Genomic DNA, 14,863 nt, shown 5'->3' on the forward strand with positions numbered 1-14,863 from the left:
CTCAGGCCCCGTAGCCGCGCATGGTCTGGCGGTTGGTCTTGACCGCACCGGCCGGATCTGCGGCGGCCGTGTCGGATTCTTCTTCGAGCACCAGCCAGCCGTTGAAGTTCGGCGCGGCACCGGCGATCTCGATGACTTCAGGCGTATCGCAGACGCCCTTGCCGAGCATTGCCCATGTGCCCTTGGCGTCGACGTCCTTGAGGTGGATGTAGCGGATGCGGTCGCGGTAGGTGGTGAGCGTGTCCGCCATGTCCTTGTGGCCACGCAGGATGTGGCCGGTATCCGGCACCCAGCCGACCAGATCAGGATCGAGCAAGGCAAAAATCGCGTCGTAATCGGCCCGGTCGAACAGCAGCGTGTTGTGGTGCGAGCTTGGATGCACCGCAACTTGCACGCCAGCCTTGCGACCGAACTCGCCGGCCCTGTTGTACACCTCGGCGGCAATGGCGAATTTGCCGTCGCGCGGCCCGTCCGAGACGACGGTGGCCGAGCCCATCGAGACCAGCGCACCGGGAAAGGCGGCGGCAAAATCGATCCACCGTTTGGCGGTGTCGAGATCGGCGCTGATCTTCTCCTTCAGCGTAAAACCACTGTTCGAGCCGAAGGCGAAAGAGACCAATGTCAGGCCGGACGATTTCAGCGCGGCGGCGAATTCCGACGGCCGGTCGGCATAGCGGCCGATCATGGTGTCGGTGATCTCGATGCCGGCATAGCCGCCATCGGCGATCGCCTTCAACAGATCGTCGGGGCCGCCGGTCCAGGCCTTGCCCAGCATTTCCCAGGTGAAGGTCTGGCAGCCGACCTTGAGCTTCGTCTTCGTCATATCGTTCATTCCTTGACGCCACCCTGGGTCAATCCCTCGATGATGTGCCGCTGGAAGAACAGCACCAGAAGGATCAGGGGCACGGTCACCACGGCGGAAGCCGCGGCGATGTCGCCCCAGGGGACATAATAGAGGTTGGTGAAATTGGCGATGCCGACCGGAATGGTCTGCCGGTCGATGTTGGAGGTGAAGGCGAGCGCGAACAGAAACTCGTTCCACGCGGTGATGAAGGCAAGCAGGCCTGTCGTCACCAAGCTCGGCAGCGACATTGGCAAGATGATGCGCCAGAGCAGGCCAGGGACGCTGACGCCGTCCATGCGCGCGGCCTCGTCGATCTCGCGCGGCAATGTCTCGAAATAGCCGAACAACACCCAGGTCACCAGCGGCAGGCCAAGCGCCAGATAGGTGATGATCAGCGCCGTGTAGGTGTCGAGCAGGCCGAGGTTGGTGGCGACCAGATAGAGCGGTCCGACGAGCGCGATCTGCGGGAACATCGACACCGACAGGATGACCATCAGGATGCCGAAGCGGCCTTTGACGTTGAGGCGCGACAGGGCGAAGGCGGCGAGCGAACCAACGAACAGACATAGAAAGGTCGTCGCCAGCGAAACCACCAGCGAGTTCCAGACATAGCGATGAAGCTGCTTCTCGAAAAAGGCGTTGTAATAGTGCTCCAGCGTGAAGGGATGCGGGATCAGCGACGGCGAGCCCGACGTCAGCATCTTGTCGAGCTGGAACGAGGTCGAAAACTGCCAGATGAAGGGACCGCCCGACCAGACGAGGATCAGCAAGGCACCGGCATAGATGGCGACTGTCTGCAGCGGCGAACGCGTCTCGTTCATTGCGCCCTCCTGATCTGGCGGATGAGGTAGACGACAAAGACCAGCGCGATGATGCCTTCGGTGATGAACATCGCCGTCGACACAGCCGAGCCGTAGCCGAACTGCAGCGTCGAAAACAGCACCTTGTAGGACAGCGTCGACAGCGTTTCGGTCGAGTCGGCCGGACCGCCGCCGGTCAGCACATAGACGAGGTCGAAGACGCGGAAGGCGTCGAGCGCGCGGAACAGGCCGGCGATCAGCAAGGTCGGCATCAGCAAGGGCAGGCGGATATGCCAGAAAGTGATCCAGCCCTTGGCGCCATCCATGCGCGCCGCCTCGATCAGCGAATTGGGCACGGTCTGCAGGCCGGTCAAAAGCAACAGCGCCATGAACGGCGTCGTCTTCCAGACATCGGCGATGATGATGGTGATCATGGCCGTGCTGGTGGAGCCGTACCAGTTGATGTTCTGGTCGATCAGCCCGGCATGAAGGAGGATGTAGTTGATGATGCCGTTCTGGCCGTCGAACAGCCAGCCGAACATCTTTGAAGTGACGACGGTGGGCATCGCCCACGGCACCAGCATGGCGGCGCGGACGAGCCCGCGGCCCTTGAAGGCTTCGCACAGGATGAGCGCCATGCCGAGCCCGATCACCGTCTCCAGGACCGTCGAGGCAGTGGTGAACCATAGCGTGTGCCACCAGGCGTTCCAGAACTGCGGGTCGCCCCAGAGCTGCACATAATTGGCAAAGCCGGTGAAATCCTGATCCTGTGTGATCAGCGAGGTGTTGGTGAGCGAGAGATAGAGCCCGTTGACGATCGGATAGAAGGAAACCGACGCCAGCGACACGAAGGCCGGCGTCAGCAGGATGAGGGCCCAGAAGGCGCTGGGGAGCGCCCTGCCAAGCCGCCGCGGCCGGCCAGCGCCAGGAAGAGTGGCGGCCGCGGTCATGCTCAGGCGACGATCTTGGTGATCTGGTCGGCGAGCGCGTCCATCTCCGCCTGGACGTTGCCAGAAACCAGCGCCTTGGAGATGCCGGACTGCAAGGCGAGCGTCACCTTGGCATATTGCGGCGTCTTGGGCCGCGCCGTGGCGCCGGTAAACACGTTCTCCAGGCTCGCCATGAAGGGTTGTTCCTTCTTGATCTGCTCGTCCTGGAACAGCGCCGGGCGTGTTGGTGCCAAACCGAAGTTCAGCGCGATCCGGTGCTGGGTCTCGGTCGACGACAACCAGGTCAGGAGTTCGATCGCGGCTTCCCGCTGCTTGGAGTTGGCATTGACGCCGAGCTGGTAGCCGCCGAGGCAGGCCGAGCTCTTGCCGCCCGGGAAGGACGGCAGGGGTGCTACGCCGACCTTGTCGACGACCTGCGAGGCCTTGGCGTCCTGCGCGATCGGATAGACATAGGACCAGTTGCGCATGAACATCGCCTTGCCCGAGGTGAAGGGCTGACGCGACGGCTCTTCATCCCAGGACAGCACATCCTGCGGGCTGATCTTGGTGGTTGCGATGGTGTCGTGCAGGAACTGGATGGCTTCGACCGCGCCCTTCTGGTTGATCAGCGACGACTTGCCGTCGGGCGCCAAGATGGCGCCATTGTTGGACGTGATGATCTCGACCGCGTCGCAGACCAGGACCTCGGCCTGCTTGCCCTGCCAGAGATAGCCGAAATCGATATCGCCGGCCTTTTGCGCGGCGGCGGCGATGGTCGCCATGTCGGCCCAGGTTTCCGGCACCTTGCCATGCTTTTCCAGCACATCCTTGCGGTAATAGAACATGCCCGAATCCATGAACCAGGGAAGGGCCGTGAGCTTGCCGCCATAGGTACAGGCGTCGAGGGTGCCGGTGAAGTAGGCACTGCGTTTGTCGGCAGGGAAATACTCGTCGAGCGGAAGAGCCCATCCGGCGGCGGCAAAGCCGGCGATCCAGATCACGTCCTGGCTGAACACGTCGGGTGTGCCGTTGCGGCGGGCGAGCTGCTGTACAAGCCCCTGGTAGACCTCGGTCGAGGAACTCGGTGGCGGCAGTTCGATGTTCTTGACCAGGACGCGGTCCTGCGATTCATTGAATGCCTTGATCAGGTCTCCGAACGTCTCCTTGCCGAAGAAGGCGGCGCTGGCGAAGCTGATTTCGGCACGCGACTGGGCGCGGGCGCGGCCCATGCCGAGGGACGTCCCCGCCCCGAGCGCCGCCGCGCCGAGTAGGCCGGCGGAACCGATGAGAAATTGCCGGCGATCAGCGATCGTCACATGACCCACAGGCTTGGCGTCGGCGGTCGGCCGTTTTTTCATGTCTGTCATTTTCTCCTCCTAGGGCTGGCAGCCTCCCGATGTCGCGCCAGCATTTCCGCATGTTCTATAAAAATTTTACGCGCGTCAATATTTAAAATGTTGTATAGCGATTTCGAAAACCGTCGGCATCGTCGCGACGGGCAGACCCGTGACCGTATTGGGAGGTACAACAGGAAATGCAGGCAAGCTCACAGGCCAAACTCGGCATCGGCGTCATCGGATGCGGCAACATATCGATGACCTATCTGCGCAACGCCGCGCTGTTTGGCGGGGTCGAGCTTCGTGCCTGCGCCGACATCTCGGCGGAAATGGCGGCGCTGCGAGCCAAGGAATATGGCATCCGTGCCCTTGGCGTCGATGCGCTGCTGGCCGATCCCGAGATCGACCTCGTCCTCAACCTGACCATTCCGGCGGCGCATTTCGACATTTCGATTTCAGCCTTGTCGGCGGGAAAGCATGTCTTCACCGAAAAGCCCCTGGCGACGTCGGCCACCCACGGGCGCCGGCTGGTGGCGGAGGCGGCCAAGCGCGGCGTGCTGCTCGGCTCGGCTCCCGACACCTTCCTTGGTGCGGCCGGTCGCCGGGCGCGCCGTCTGATGGATGAGGGCGCGATCGGCCGCCCGGTCAGCGGCACCGCCTTCATGATGGGACGCGGCATGGAACACTGGCATCCCAACCCGCAATTCTACTACCAGCCTGGCGGCGGCCCGGTGTTCGACATGGGGCCCTATTACCTGACCATGCTGGTCAACCTGCTCGGTCCGGTCGCGCGCGTCATGGCGATGGCGACGAAGGGCCAGGAGGAACGGTTGATATCGGCCGAAGGGCCGTTCAAGAACACCAAATTCAAGGTCGGCACCCCGACCAATGTGCTGTCGCTGCTCGAATTCCGCTCCGGCGCCACCGTCACCTTCGGCGCCTCATGGGATGTCTTCAGACATTCCAACCATCCGATCGAACTGCACGGCACGGAAGGCTCGCTGCGCCTGCCCGACCCGGACACGTTCGGCGGCACCGTCTCGCTGTCTGAACGCGGCGCGGACTGGAAGGATTTCGCCAGCGAAGGCGAACTCTACGGCGCCCGCAACTGGCCTTACGCAGCGCCCGACCGCGCCAATTACCGCATGCTCGGGGTCGCCGATCTCGCACGCTCGCTGAAGACAGGCGCGGCGCCGCGCGCGTCCGGCAATCTGGCGCTGCATGTGCTGGAGATCATGGAAGCGATCCTGCGGTCGGGCGAGACGAAAAGCTCGGTCGCCATTGCCGGTGACGTCGTCCAGCCGGCCCTGCTCGGCGAAGACGAGGCGCGCGGCCTGCTCGCCTGACCCCGCGGCGGAGATGACGATGACACTCGATCCGGATGCACAGCGTGCCCTCGAAATCGGCCGTGCCGCCGGCGGCGAACCGTTCGAGAATGGCAGCGTGGCGGCCGCGCGGACCGCTTATATCGCTTCGTTCCCGACCCAGCAGGGCGACCGCGAGCCGGTCGCGGCAACCGAGCAACGGCAGGTCGACGGGCCGAACGGCCCGGTCACGGTCCGCATCCATCGCGGTATCGGCGCGCCGCGGACCGGGGCACGCGCCGTGCTCTATCTACATGGTGGCGGCTGGGTGATCGGCAATCTCGATTCGCATGACGATATCTGCCGCTGGCTAGCCAATCTCGGCAACGCCGTCGTCGTGTGTCCCGACTACCGGCTGGCGCCCGAGCACAAGTTTCCCGCCGGGCTCGAGGATTGCGCGGCAGCGCTGCGCTTCATGGCCGCTGGAGAACTCGGCATCGGCCCGACCCGCATTGCCGTCGCCGGCGACAGTGCCGGCGGCAACCTTGCCGCCGTGCTGGCGTTGCTTGCCCGCGACGGGCTGGCGCCGCCGCTTGCCGCCCAGATCCTGATCTATCCCAACACCGATGCCCGCCAGACGACGGACAGCTACCGGCGTTTCGGCGACGGCTTCGGGCTCACCGCCGCCACCATGGCCTGGTTCCGCGACCACTATGTGCAAAGGCTCGATGACATCGCGGACTGGCGCGTCTCACCGCTGCTGGCCTCCAGCCTTGCCGGCGCACCGCCGGCCTTCGTCGTGATCGCCGGCCACGACATCCTTGCCGACGAAGGCACGGCCTATGCCGAGCGCCTGCGGGCCGAAGGCGTGCCGCTGGTGTTGCGGCACTGGCCGGGTCAGATCCACGGCTTCGTTTCCATGGGCCGCCATATACTGGCGGCGCGGCAAGCGGTGAGCGAAGCGGCGGCGTGGCTCCGCCTCGAGACGCGTGCTCAGGCCGACTGACGCATCACCAGGGTCGCGCCAAGCTTGACGTGGCGCGCCAGATCCTGGCCGGGCGGGTCAGCCTCGTCCAGCAAGGCCAGCAGGATCTCGACGCTGCGGCCGGCCATTGCGGCGAAATCCTGCGCCATGGTGGTCAGCGCGGGACAGGTGTAGCGGCTCAGCGGATGATCGTCATGAGCGGCGACGCGAAAATCGCAATCGGCGCGGCGACCGATCTTCAGCCCGCGCGAAAAGGCGGCCGACATGACGCCGAAGGCGAGACGGTCATTGGCGCAAAGCAGCGTGCGGGCCGGCAGGCCGCCTTTGTCCAGCGTCCTGTCCATCCATTCGTGGCCGATGCGCTCGAAATCCCAGTTGTAGTCGCCCGCCGACTTGAGAACGATCGGCTCCAGGCCGACGGCCTGCATCGTGTCGATATAGCTCTGCAGGCGTTCGCCCGAATTGTGGTTGACGTGCGGAATGTCGACATAGACCGGCGGTTCGCCCGACCGGCAGAGATAATCGACGATCGTCGAGGTGCTCTGGTGATTATCATTGCCGACGAACGGCGTGTCGCCTTCGATGTAGGTGTCGAAATAGACGATCGGAATGTCCTCGCTCATCCGCTCGAAGACGCCGGGTTCGGAAACCAATCCCAAGGGCGCAACGATGGCGCCGGCGACCTTCAGCGACATCAGCGTCCTGACCGATTCCGCCTCGAGCTTCGGCGAACCGTGCGAGGAAATGACGATCGGCCAAAACCCTTCGTCGCGGCAGCGGAACTCGATGCGGCTGACCATCTCGGCATAGAAGGGATCGGTGATCGCCGGCACGACGATGCCGACATTGCGGGTGCGCTTGCGGTTGAGATTGCGGGCGAAAACGTTCGGCTGATAGTCCGAGGAACGAAGCGCCGCCTCGATGCGCGCCCGTGTCGCCGGCTTCACGCTGGCCGGGTCGTCGAAAAACTTCGACAGGGTTGGCCGCGACACGCCGGAGGCCCTGGCGAAATCATCCATCGTGCGGTGGGTCTTCTCCGCCATCGATATTCCAGGTCCCTTATCCTCAGTGCCGCCTTCGCGCTCCGGCCAGAATCAGTCCTGCGGCCGTCGCGGTGAGGCAGCATTGCTTGACCGAACTTATTCAGTCAAATTTCCACGTTTCCAGTACAACGCAAAAGCATTGCGCACGTCAAATTATTTATTGACGCTCTGAAAATGACAATCTAGGTTTTGCGTCACACGGACAGGAAAGGTGCCCGGCAACCGGCGCCGACCGTCCGGCGGATGGTGAGGACATGAAGAAACTGGTTTGCGCCGGCGAGATCCTGGTCGAGATCATGGCCGAGCGGATCGGCCAGAGTTTTCGCGCTCCCGGCCCGCTGGTCGGCCCGTTTCCATCAGGCGCTCCCGCCATCTTCATCGACCAGGCGGCGCGGCTCGGCCAGCCGGCGGGGCTGATCGCGGCGGTAGGCGACGACGATTTCGGCCATTTGAACATCGAACGGCTGCGGGTTGACGGCGCCGACATCTCGGCCATCAAGGTCCATCGGGGCGCTGCGACCGGAACCGCCTTCGTCACCTATGAGACCGATGGCAGCCGGCACTTCGTCTACAATATCAAGCAGAGTGCCGCCGGGCTGATCGAGATCGGCACGGAAGCGCGGGCGCTGCTGGCTGGCGCCGACCATTTTCACATTATGGGCACATCGCTGTTCTCGCCCGAGGTGATCGAGGTTGCCCGCAACGGGATCGAAGCCGTCAAGACGCGCGGCGGCACGGTCTCCTTCGACCCCAACATCCGCAAGGAGATGCTCGACCTGCCAGGCATGCGCGACGCCTTGCACTTTGTACTCTCGAAGACCGATGTGTTCCTGCCGAGCGGGCCGGAACTCTTCACCTTCGCCGAGGCAACCGACGAGGAGAGCGCGGCGCGCGAAATGCTGGACCGCGGCATCTCGGCCGTGGTCGTGAAGAAAGGTGCGCAGGGCGCCGTTCACTACGACCGCTCAGGGCGCACCGCTTCACCCGGCTTCGTCGTCGAGGAAATCGACCCCACCGGCGCCGGAGACTGTTTTGCGGCAGCCTTCGTCTCCTTCTGGCTGCGTGGAGAAGTACCCAAGAGAGCGCTCGAGATCGCCAATGGCTGCGGCGCGCTGGCGGTGACGAAGAAGGGGCCCATGGAAGGCATCGCCTCGCTCGACGCTGTCGAGGCGTTCATCGCCACCGTCAGGACCGGAGCACCGGCATGAGCCAGGCGACCGACAGGCTTGCCGCCATTGCAAAGCGCCGCGCGGCTGGCGAACGGGCCGGCATCGCCTCGATCTGCTCGGCCCATCCGCTGGTCATCGAAGCGGCGTTGCGCCACGGCAAAGCGCGCGGCGCCGATGTGCTGATCGAGGCCACCTGCAACCAGGTCAACCACGAAAGCGGCTATACCGGCATGACGCCAGGTGATTTCCGCCGCTTCGTCGAGACGATCGCCGGCAAGGTCGGCTTTCCCCTGGACAGGTTGGTGCTCGGCGGCGATCATCTCGGCCCTAATCCCTGGAAGCACCTGCCGGCGCCCGAGGCGATGGAAAAGGCCGCGCGCATGGTCGATGCCTATGCCGAGGCCGGCTTCACCAAGATCCATCTGGACGCCAGCATGGGCTGCGCCGGCGAAGGCGCGGCACCGCCCGACGCCACGATCGCGGCGCGCGCCGCCGAACTGGCCGAGGTGGCGGAGGCCGCGGTTGAACGAACTGGCGGCACCAGGCCCGTCTATGTCATCGGCACGGAAGTGCCGGTGCCGGGCGGCGCCTTGGAAGCGATGGACCATCTGGCGGTGACGACACCGGAGGCCGCGGGCGAGACGGTGCGCATTCACCGCGATGCCTTCAGCCGGCGCGGCCTCGACCAGGCCTTCTCGCGGGCGATCGGCGTCGTGGTGCAACCGGGCGTCGAATTCGGCAATGCCGAGGTGATCGCCTACCGGCCGGAATGCGCTCGGGCGCTCGCCGGCACACTGCGAGACCTGCCGCAATTCGTATTCGAGGCTCACTCGACCGACTACCAGCCGGTCGAAGCTCTGACGGCACTTGTCGACGATGGCTTCGCCATCCTGAAAGTCGGACCCTGGCTGACCTTCGCGCTGCGCGAAGCGCTCTATGGCCTGAGTCACATCGCCGACATTCTGGTTCCTGACCCGGCGCGCGAAAACCTGCCGGCGGCGATGGAGCGCGTGATGCTGGCGGCGCCCGGCAATTGGAAGAACTACTATCATGGCAGCGAGGCCGAGCAGCGGATCGAGCGGCATTTCTCCTACAGCGACCGCATCCGCTACTACTGGCCCGCGCAGCCGGCGCAGCAGGCCGTGAACGCGCTGATGCAGGCGCTGGGCGAGCGCGACATCCCCTCGCCCCTGATCAGCCAGTATCTCGGCCGTCTCGACAGGGCGGTGGCGAGCGGATCCGTCGCGCCAAAAGCCAGGGAACTCCTGATCGCCGGTATGACGGATGTTCTCGACATCTACGCTGAGGCAACCGGCTGATCCGCCGACTACGATCGGCCAGTGCCGTCGGCAGCAACCTTCATCTGCGGCAAATTCATGAGCGGGAGGCGTCGCACCGCAGCGCCTCCCGACCCCTGATATCACTCGCCGCGCATCGTTGCCTGGAAAGTCGGCAGGTGCTTCTTCTGCGCTTCCAGCATGCGTTCGCGGTAGACGCCGTAGATGACGTCGGTGTCGTGCAGCGTCACGCCCGCGATCGTCGGCGAGGCGAAGACCGGCAGTTCGATGCCGCGCTTGGCGAGCTGCTCGGCGGTGCGGGCGATCAGCTCATGCGCCAGGATCATCGCGAGCACCGTCGACGAACCGGACACCGGACGGCTCCAGCCATCGACCGGTACGATGGCGTCCTCGATCGGCGAGCAGGTGTCGATAACGAGATCGGCCGCATCCGCCAGCCGCTTGCCGGAGGAGTGCGTGGCAGGCTTGTCGAGATTGTTCTTGCTGGTCACCGCGACGACGAAGATGCCGCGTTTTTTCGCGTAGAGCGCGGTGTCGATACCCGACGAGTTGCGGCCGCTATGGCCGAAGATGATGATGGAATCGCCCTTGTTGAGCGGCTGGTGATCCAGGAACTTCTCGGCGTACTTTTCAGTCCGCTCCAGCCACAGAAGCTCGCGCACGCCGCCGGCGCCGAGCACGTTGTGCCACATCACGCGCGGGTCGGTCAGCGGATTGAAGCCGACATAGCTGCCGTAGCGCGGGAACACTTCCTGCACCGGCAGCACCGAATGGCCCGAACCGTAGAGATGGACCAGACCGCCGCCTTCCAGCGAGTCGGCGAAGCGGCTGGCGGCCTCGCCAAAGGCCTCTTCGTTGGTTTTCGCTGCCTTGTCTATGAGAGCGGCGAGACGGTGGATGTAGAGATCGGACACGTGGGTGCTCCTGTTTAAGTGTCTGCTTGGGAGGGTGGATCAGCTTCGCGGATTCGACGGGACGCGCCCGGCGCGCAGCGTCGAGCGGATTTCGTAGCGGTCGCCGCGCATGATGGAGACGGTGAATTCGAACGGGCCGCGCTCGTCGGTGGTGATGCGTTCGACGATGAAGGCGGGGCTGCCGGCGGGCAGGTCGAGCAGGTCGGCGTCCGCAGCGCCAACGGCACCGACGCGGTAGTTTTCCCGCGCGGCCACCGGCACGATGCCGTAGTGACGCTCGAGTGCTTCGTAGAGTGAACCCTGCAGCAAGCCGGCGTCGAGGAACCCCGGCACGCGCGCCGCCGAAAGCTGCGCCGTCTGGATGCCGATCGGCTCGTTGTTGCCCAACCTGAGACGCCGGATGCGCACCACCGGATCGCCTTCCTCGATCTCCAGCGCGCCGGCCGCCGCGGCATTGGCCGTCGTCAGGCTGCAATCGAGCAGGCGCGAGCCGGCGACCACGCCCATATTGCCCATCTCCTGGGTGAAGCTGGTCAGTTCGCGCGTGCCGGCGACCAGCGTGGTCGAGCGCACGAAGGTGCCGCGGCCATGCTCGCGCCGCAGCAGCCCGCCTTCCTCCAGATTGCGCAGAGCGTGGCGCAGCGTGATACGGCTGACACCGAACAGGGCGCATAGCCGGTCTTCCGCTGGGATCTGGTCGCCGGTCGCCCATTCGCCACTCTTGACGATGGCGCGGATCGCCTCCTCGACCTGATACCAGAGCGGCTCCGGCCGTCGGCGGTCCGGCTGCTGAAAGCTCGCTTCGCTCATCGCACCTGTCTCCACTCTTTCCCGGCGCGACCCGCCAGCGCCGCGCCGACAAGACCGGCGCCCGGACCGAACCGGCCGGACCGGACCTCGATGCCGCGCAGATGCGCCGGCAGCTGGCGCCGCAGCGCGGCAAGCAGCGGCGGCCGCATCACCTCCAGCGCCTCGGCCAGTCCTCCCGAAATCAGAACCGCCTGCGGATCGAGAAGTGCCACGGCCCCGGCAAGCGCTGTGCCGAGCCGCCGCGCCGGCACTTCCAGCAAGGTCTGCGCGGCGAGTTCGCCCGCCTGGGCGGCGGCGATCAGCCGGCGGCCATCGGGGAGGCCAATCTGGCCGGCAAGCGCATCGAGCGCCCGGCCCGAGGCGACGCGCTCCAGCCAGCCACTGCGCTCCTCGCCATGATCCTCGATGTCGGCGCAGGCCCAGCCGAACGAGCAGGCGCCGCCATGCGCGCCGGCAACGATACGGCCGTTGGCCAGCACCGCCGAGCCGATGCCGGTGCCGATGGCGAGCAGGATCGCATCCGACATGCCTTTGGCCGCACCCTCGAGGGCTTCCGCCAGCAGCGCGATCTGAGCGTCGTTACCAAGCGCCACAGGCAGGCCTGGAAACAAGGCCTGGATGTCGACGCCGTCGAGAAACGGCAGGTTCGGGATCCAGCGGCAGACGGCACCTTCGACGAGCCCGGGCAGCGCGATGCCGAGCGCCTCGACCGCCCCGGCCCCAGCGCGCAGCGCCTGGATGCGGGCGACGAACGCATCAAGGCTTGCCGGCGCCGGCTCGCGGCTCGGCATGTCCAGCGCGCCGATGTCGCCGGTGAAGACGGCGGCGCGCAGATTGGTGCCGCCGAGATCGATGGCCAGAACCCTCGTCATCGGTCGGGCCCCTTGCCGAACGGTGGCGCGAACAGGCCGCTGCCGGCATTCCACGAATGCGACGCCGCCGCGAAGGCTTGCGCGTAACGCGTACCGCGCAGGCAGCCGCGCAGCCGGTAGAGCGCGCTGTAGTAATCGACATAGGGAAAGCTGCTCAGGCCCCGCGCCAGCTCGTATTCCTTGACCGCCTCGCTCCAGGCCTCGAAGCCGTCGCTGACATCGACGAGATGCTCGGGCCGAAAACCGTCATCATCCTCCCAGTTCTCGCCGAACAGGAGCAGTTGCGGCGTGTACGCCGCGTGGTCGCTGGCAACGGTCGGCAGGGCGGCGTAGAAGATGCCGGTCTGCGTCAGGTGCGCGGCGGCGCGATGGTCCTTGTGCCAGCTGCCGTGCCAATGGGTGATGACGATCTCGGGTTTGAGTTCACGAATGACGTCGCATACCTCGAGCGCCGTCTCGTCATCCGACGGCAGGAAGGCGTCGCGCAGGCCGAGGTTGCGCACCTTGACACCAAGCCGCTCAGCCGCCCTGCCCGCTTCCTCTTCCTTCTGCACGCAATAATGCGCGGGGATGAGGCAGGGATGCCCCTGCTCGCCCATGGTCAGGTGCAGGAGGGTCACCGAAGCGCCGCGCTTGACGGCGGCGGCGGCCAGCGGCCCAGCGATCACCTCGGCATCGAAGGCGTGCGCGCCGACGACCAGGATGGAGCTTGCGGCGTAGATCCTGTCCTCGATCATTTCATGCCCCCAGCGCCGACGCCTTCGCGAATCTGGCGGGCGAGCAGACAATACATGATCAGGATGGGTGCCATGGAGATCGCCAGCGAGGCGAAGACCAGGCCCCAGTCAGTGCGGAACTGGCCGACGAAAACGCTGATCGCCAGCGGCACCGTCTTGTAGCGGTCGTCGAAGATGAAGATCAGCGGGAAGAAGAAGTCGTTCCACACGGCAATCGCGGTGAAGATGGCGACGATCGACACCGCCGGCTTCACCATCGGCAGGATGATCTGGAACAGGATGCGGACCTCGCCAGCGCCGTCCATGCGCGCCGCCTCGTCGAGTTCGGAAGGCAGCACGCGCATGAAGTTGGCGAAGATGAAGACGGCGAAGGGAATGCGGATCGCCGAATAGACGAGGATCAGCCCGGTCAGCGAATCGAGCAGGCCGAGATTGCGCATCAAGGTGAATAGTTCGACCGAAGCCAGCCTGATCGGCAGCATGATGCCCGACAGGAACAGGCCGAGCATGATGGCGTTCCAGCCGAGCCTGTAGCGGCTGAGCGGATAGGCGGCCATCGCCGAGACGACGATGGTGAGAATGACCGCGCCGCCGGTGACAATCAGACTGTTGATGAAATTGTGGCCGAGATCGGCGCGCGTCCACGCCCGGACGAAATTGTCGAAGGCCCAGCTCAGCGGCAGGCCGAGCCGATTGTCATAGATCTCCGCAGTCGTCTTGAAGCAGGAGATGACGAGGATGTAGAGCGGCAGCAGAACCGCCGCTGCCCAGAGGATCAGCACCGTCCAGCCGGGCAGCCGCTCCAATCTTGGCGAGAAGGTCCTGTTCGGGATCGCCAGCGCGTTCATAGCTGCACCGTGCGGCGATCGAAGAAGCGCAGCATCAGCAGGGTGCCGATGCTGAGGATCAGGAACAGCATAGTGCCCAAGGCCAGCGCCAGACCGATATCCGTGATACCGACAGCGCCCTCGGCGCCGAAGGCCAGGCGGTAGAAATAGGTTACCAGCGTGTCGGTCGCGTAGCTCGGATTGCCCTGCACGCCCTGCACGACATAGACGATGTCGAACTGGTTGAAGGTGTTGATGAACGACAGCGTCGTCAGTGTGCCCAGCGCCGGCATCAAAAGCGGCAGCGCGATCGAAAACAGCATGCGCGCATTGCCGGCGCCGTCGAGCTTCGCCGCCTCGAAGATCTGGCCGGAAATCTGCCGCAGGCCGGCCGTGTAGATCAGCACCGGCAAGCCCATCCAGTTCCAGGCGTCGACGGCGATCAGCATTCCGAGCGCCGTGTGGCTGTTGCCGAGCACGGTCAGGCTGCCCTCATGCAGGCCGAGCCCGTTCAGAGCCCATTCGACGACGCCGCCCGGCGCCAGGAGCAGGCGCCACAGCGCACCGACGATGACGGGGCTGAGCACAGCCGGAAAGAAAAACACCGACTGGAAGAAGGCCGCGCCCCTGTCGCGCAGGAACAGCAGCCAGGCGAACAGCAGGCCGATACCGTTCTGGAAGACCATGATGCCGAAGAACCAGGCAGTGTTGTGCCAGAGCGCGCCGTAGAGCCGCGTGCCACTGGGGAAGACGAACAGCCGCGAGAAATTCGACAGACCGGCGAACTCGACCATGCGAAGCCCCTTCCAGATGAAGAAGCTGCCCCACAGCGACATCGCCAGGGGATAGAGGACGAAGAGCGCATAGACGGCCAGCGCCGGCAGGATGAAAAGCACGGCCATGCGCTGCTGCGTGCGTTTCAGGCTGCTTGTGCGGTGAAGGTTGGCCATGCGTACTGTCCGGCGAGAGGCCGGCCGCGATGCGACCGGCCCGG

Annotated in this window: 15 protein-coding genes; 4 read left to right on the forward strand and 11 right to left on the reverse strand. The window is 65.1% G+C overall.

The window, feature by feature from the left end; translation table 11 throughout:
- Nucleotide 1 precedes the first annotated feature (1 nt).
- Genes C7I87_RS19840 through C7I87_RS19855 form a run of 4 tightly spaced genes read right to left on the reverse strand, consistent with a single transcriptional unit; the run spans nucleotide 2 to nucleotide 3,940 of the window.
- Nucleotides 2-823, reverse strand: coding sequence for a sugar phosphate isomerase/epimerase family protein (locus C7I87_RS19840; protein WP_149905803.1), 822 nt, complete (start codon nucleotides 821-823; stop codon nucleotides 2-4).
- 5 nt (nucleotides 824-828) lie between these two features.
- The gene (locus C7I87_RS19845; RefSeq protein WP_149905804.1) at nucleotides 829-1,665 is read right to left on the reverse strand and encodes a carbohydrate ABC transporter permease; all 837 of its coding nucleotides are present in this window, start codon (nucleotides 1,663-1,665) and stop codon (nucleotides 829-831) included.
- Complete coding sequence (locus C7I87_RS19850) at nucleotides 1,662-2,594, reverse strand: carbohydrate ABC transporter permease (RefSeq protein ID WP_149905805.1); 933 nt, start codon at nucleotides 2,592-2,594, stop codon at nucleotides 1,662-1,664. Before C7I87_RS19850 ends, C7I87_RS19845 begins: the two co-directional genes overlap by 4 nt.
- Nucleotides 2,595-2,596: 2 nt before the next feature.
- A complete protein-coding gene (locus C7I87_RS19855; protein WP_149905806.1) occupies nucleotides 2,597-3,940 on the reverse strand; it encodes an ABC transporter substrate-binding protein in 1,344 nt (447 codons plus the stop codon).
- 167 nt (nucleotides 3,941-4,107) lie between these two features.
- Here C7I87_RS19855 and C7I87_RS19860 point away from each other — a divergent pair, with 167 nt between their 5' ends.
- Nucleotides 4,108-5,256 carry a Gfo/Idh/MocA family protein gene (locus tag C7I87_RS19860; RefSeq protein ID WP_149905807.1) on the forward strand — a complete coding sequence of 383 codons (1,149 nt, stop codon included), beginning with the start codon at nucleotides 4,108-4,110 and terminating at the stop codon, nucleotides 5,254-5,256.
- Between the two features lie 19 nt (nucleotides 5,257-5,275).
- Nucleotides 5,276-6,220 carry an alpha/beta hydrolase gene (locus C7I87_RS19865; RefSeq protein ID WP_149905808.1) on the forward strand — a complete coding sequence of 315 codons (945 nt, stop codon included), beginning with the start codon at nucleotides 5,276-5,278 and terminating at the stop codon, nucleotides 6,218-6,220.
- Here the strand turns inward: C7I87_RS19865 and C7I87_RS19870 are convergent.
- Nucleotides 6,208-7,242, reverse strand: a complete 1,035-nt coding sequence (locus C7I87_RS19870; protein WP_149905809.1) for a LacI family DNA-binding transcriptional regulator — start codon at nucleotides 7,240-7,242, stop codon at nucleotides 6,208-6,210. The two genes, C7I87_RS19865 and C7I87_RS19870, sit on opposite strands and share 13 nt — an antisense overlap.
- A gap of 254 nt (nucleotides 7,243-7,496) precedes the next feature.
- Between C7I87_RS19870 and C7I87_RS19875 the strand changes: the two genes are divergently transcribed.
- On the forward strand, nucleotides 7,497-8,450 hold the full coding sequence (locus C7I87_RS19875) for a sugar kinase (protein WP_149905810.1): 954 nt from the start codon (nucleotides 7,497-7,499) through the stop codon (nucleotides 8,448-8,450).
- The gene (locus tag C7I87_RS19880) at nucleotides 8,447-9,730 is read left to right on the forward strand and encodes a D-tagatose-bisphosphate aldolase, class II, non-catalytic subunit (RefSeq protein ID WP_149905811.1); all 1,284 of its coding nucleotides are present in this window, start codon (nucleotides 8,447-8,449) and stop codon (nucleotides 9,728-9,730) included. The genes C7I87_RS19875 and C7I87_RS19880 overlap by 4 nt, the downstream gene beginning before the upstream one ends.
- A 101-nt stretch (nucleotides 9,731-9,831) precedes the next feature.
- On the opposite strand, the gene C7I87_RS19885 is transcribed toward C7I87_RS19880, so the two are convergent.
- From C7I87_RS19885 to C7I87_RS19910, 6 genes are read right to left on the reverse strand one after another with little or no spacing between them, the layout of a single operon-like run.
- Nucleotides 9,832-10,623 carry a sugar isomerase domain-containing protein gene (locus C7I87_RS19885; RefSeq protein ID WP_149905812.1) on the reverse strand — a complete coding sequence of 264 codons (792 nt, stop codon included), beginning with the start codon at nucleotides 10,621-10,623 and terminating at the stop codon, nucleotides 9,832-9,834.
- Nucleotides 10,624-10,662: 39 nt separating this feature from the next.
- Nucleotides 10,663-11,433, reverse strand: a complete 771-nt coding sequence (locus C7I87_RS19890) for a GntR family transcriptional regulator (RefSeq protein ID WP_135881657.1) — start codon at nucleotides 11,431-11,433, stop codon at nucleotides 10,663-10,665.
- Nucleotides 11,430-12,305, reverse strand: coding sequence for an ROK family protein (locus tag C7I87_RS19895; RefSeq protein ID WP_149905813.1), 876 nt, complete (start codon nucleotides 12,303-12,305; stop codon nucleotides 11,430-11,432). The genes C7I87_RS19890 and C7I87_RS19895 overlap by 4 nt, the downstream gene beginning before the upstream one ends.
- Entirely contained in the window at nucleotides 12,302-13,042 is a 741-nt protein-coding gene (locus tag C7I87_RS19900) for a PIG-L deacetylase family protein (RefSeq protein WP_149905814.1), read from the reverse strand. Before C7I87_RS19900 ends, C7I87_RS19895 begins: the two co-directional genes overlap by 4 nt.
- Entirely contained in the window at nucleotides 13,039-13,890 is an 852-nt protein-coding gene (locus C7I87_RS19905; protein ID WP_149905815.1) for a carbohydrate ABC transporter permease, read from the reverse strand. The genes C7I87_RS19900 and C7I87_RS19905 overlap by 4 nt, the downstream gene beginning before the upstream one ends.
- Nucleotides 13,887-14,819, reverse strand: a complete 933-nt coding sequence (locus C7I87_RS19910; RefSeq protein WP_149905816.1) for a carbohydrate ABC transporter permease — start codon at nucleotides 14,817-14,819, stop codon at nucleotides 13,887-13,889. The genes C7I87_RS19905 and C7I87_RS19910 overlap by 4 nt, the downstream gene beginning before the upstream one ends.
- Nucleotides 14,820-14,863 lie beyond the last annotated feature (44 nt).

Origin of the sequence: Mesorhizobium sp. SARCC-RB16n (genome assembly GCF_008520305.1) — a bacterium.
Taxonomy (GTDB): Bacteria; Pseudomonadota; Alphaproteobacteria; order Rhizobiales; family Rhizobiaceae; genus Mesorhizobium.

What these genes read in the sequence shown, in the direction of transcription:
- C7I87_RS19840 (WP_149905803.1), bottom strand. Translation starts at nt 823, where the DNA reads ATGACGAAGACGAAGCTCAAGGTCGGCTGCCAGACCTTCACCTGGGAA.
- C7I87_RS19845 (WP_149905804.1), bottom strand. Translation starts at nt 1,665, where the DNA reads ATGAACGAGACGCGTTCGCCGCTGCAGACAGTCGCCATCTATGCCGGT.
- C7I87_RS19850 (WP_149905805.1), bottom strand. Translation starts at nt 2,594, where the DNA reads ATGACCGCGGCCGCCACTCTTCCTGGCGCTGGCCGGCCGCGGCGGCTT.
- C7I87_RS19855 (WP_149905806.1), bottom strand. Translation starts at nt 3,940, where the DNA reads ATGACAGACATGAAAAAACGGCCGACCGCCGACGCCAAGCCTGTGGGT.
- C7I87_RS19860 (WP_149905807.1), top strand. Translation starts at nt 4,108, where the DNA reads ATGCAGGCAAGCTCACAGGCCAAACTCGGCATCGGCGTCATCGGATGC.
- C7I87_RS19865 (WP_149905808.1), top strand. Translation starts at nt 5,276, where the DNA reads ATGACACTCGATCCGGATGCACAGCGTGCCCTCGAAATCGGCCGTGCC.
- C7I87_RS19870 (WP_149905809.1), bottom strand. Translation starts at nt 7,242, where the DNA reads ATGGCGGAGAAGACCCACCGCACGATGGATGATTTCGCCAGGGCCTCC.
- C7I87_RS19875 (WP_149905810.1), top strand. Translation starts at nt 7,497, where the DNA reads ATGAAGAAACTGGTTTGCGCCGGCGAGATCCTGGTCGAGATCATGGCC.
- C7I87_RS19880 (WP_149905811.1), top strand. Translation starts at nt 8,447, where the DNA reads ATGAGCCAGGCGACCGACAGGCTTGCCGCCATTGCAAAGCGCCGCGCG.
- C7I87_RS19890 (WP_135881657.1), bottom strand. Translation starts at nt 11,433, where the DNA reads ATGAGCGAAGCGAGCTTTCAGCAGCCGGACCGCCGACGGCCGGAGCCG.
- C7I87_RS19895 (WP_149905813.1), bottom strand. Translation starts at nt 12,305, where the DNA reads ATGACGAGGGTTCTGGCCATCGATCTCGGCGGCACCAATCTGCGCGCC.
- C7I87_RS19900 (WP_149905814.1), bottom strand. Translation starts at nt 13,042, where the DNA reads ATGATCGAGGACAGGATCTACGCCGCAAGCTCCATCCTGGTCGTCGGC.
- C7I87_RS19905 (WP_149905815.1), bottom strand. Translation starts at nt 13,890, where the DNA reads ATGAACGCGCTGGCGATCCCGAACAGGACCTTCTCGCCAAGATTGGAG.
- C7I87_RS19910 (WP_149905816.1), bottom strand. Translation starts at nt 14,819, where the DNA reads ATGGCCAACCTTCACCGCACAAGCAGCCTGAAACGCACGCAGCAGCGC.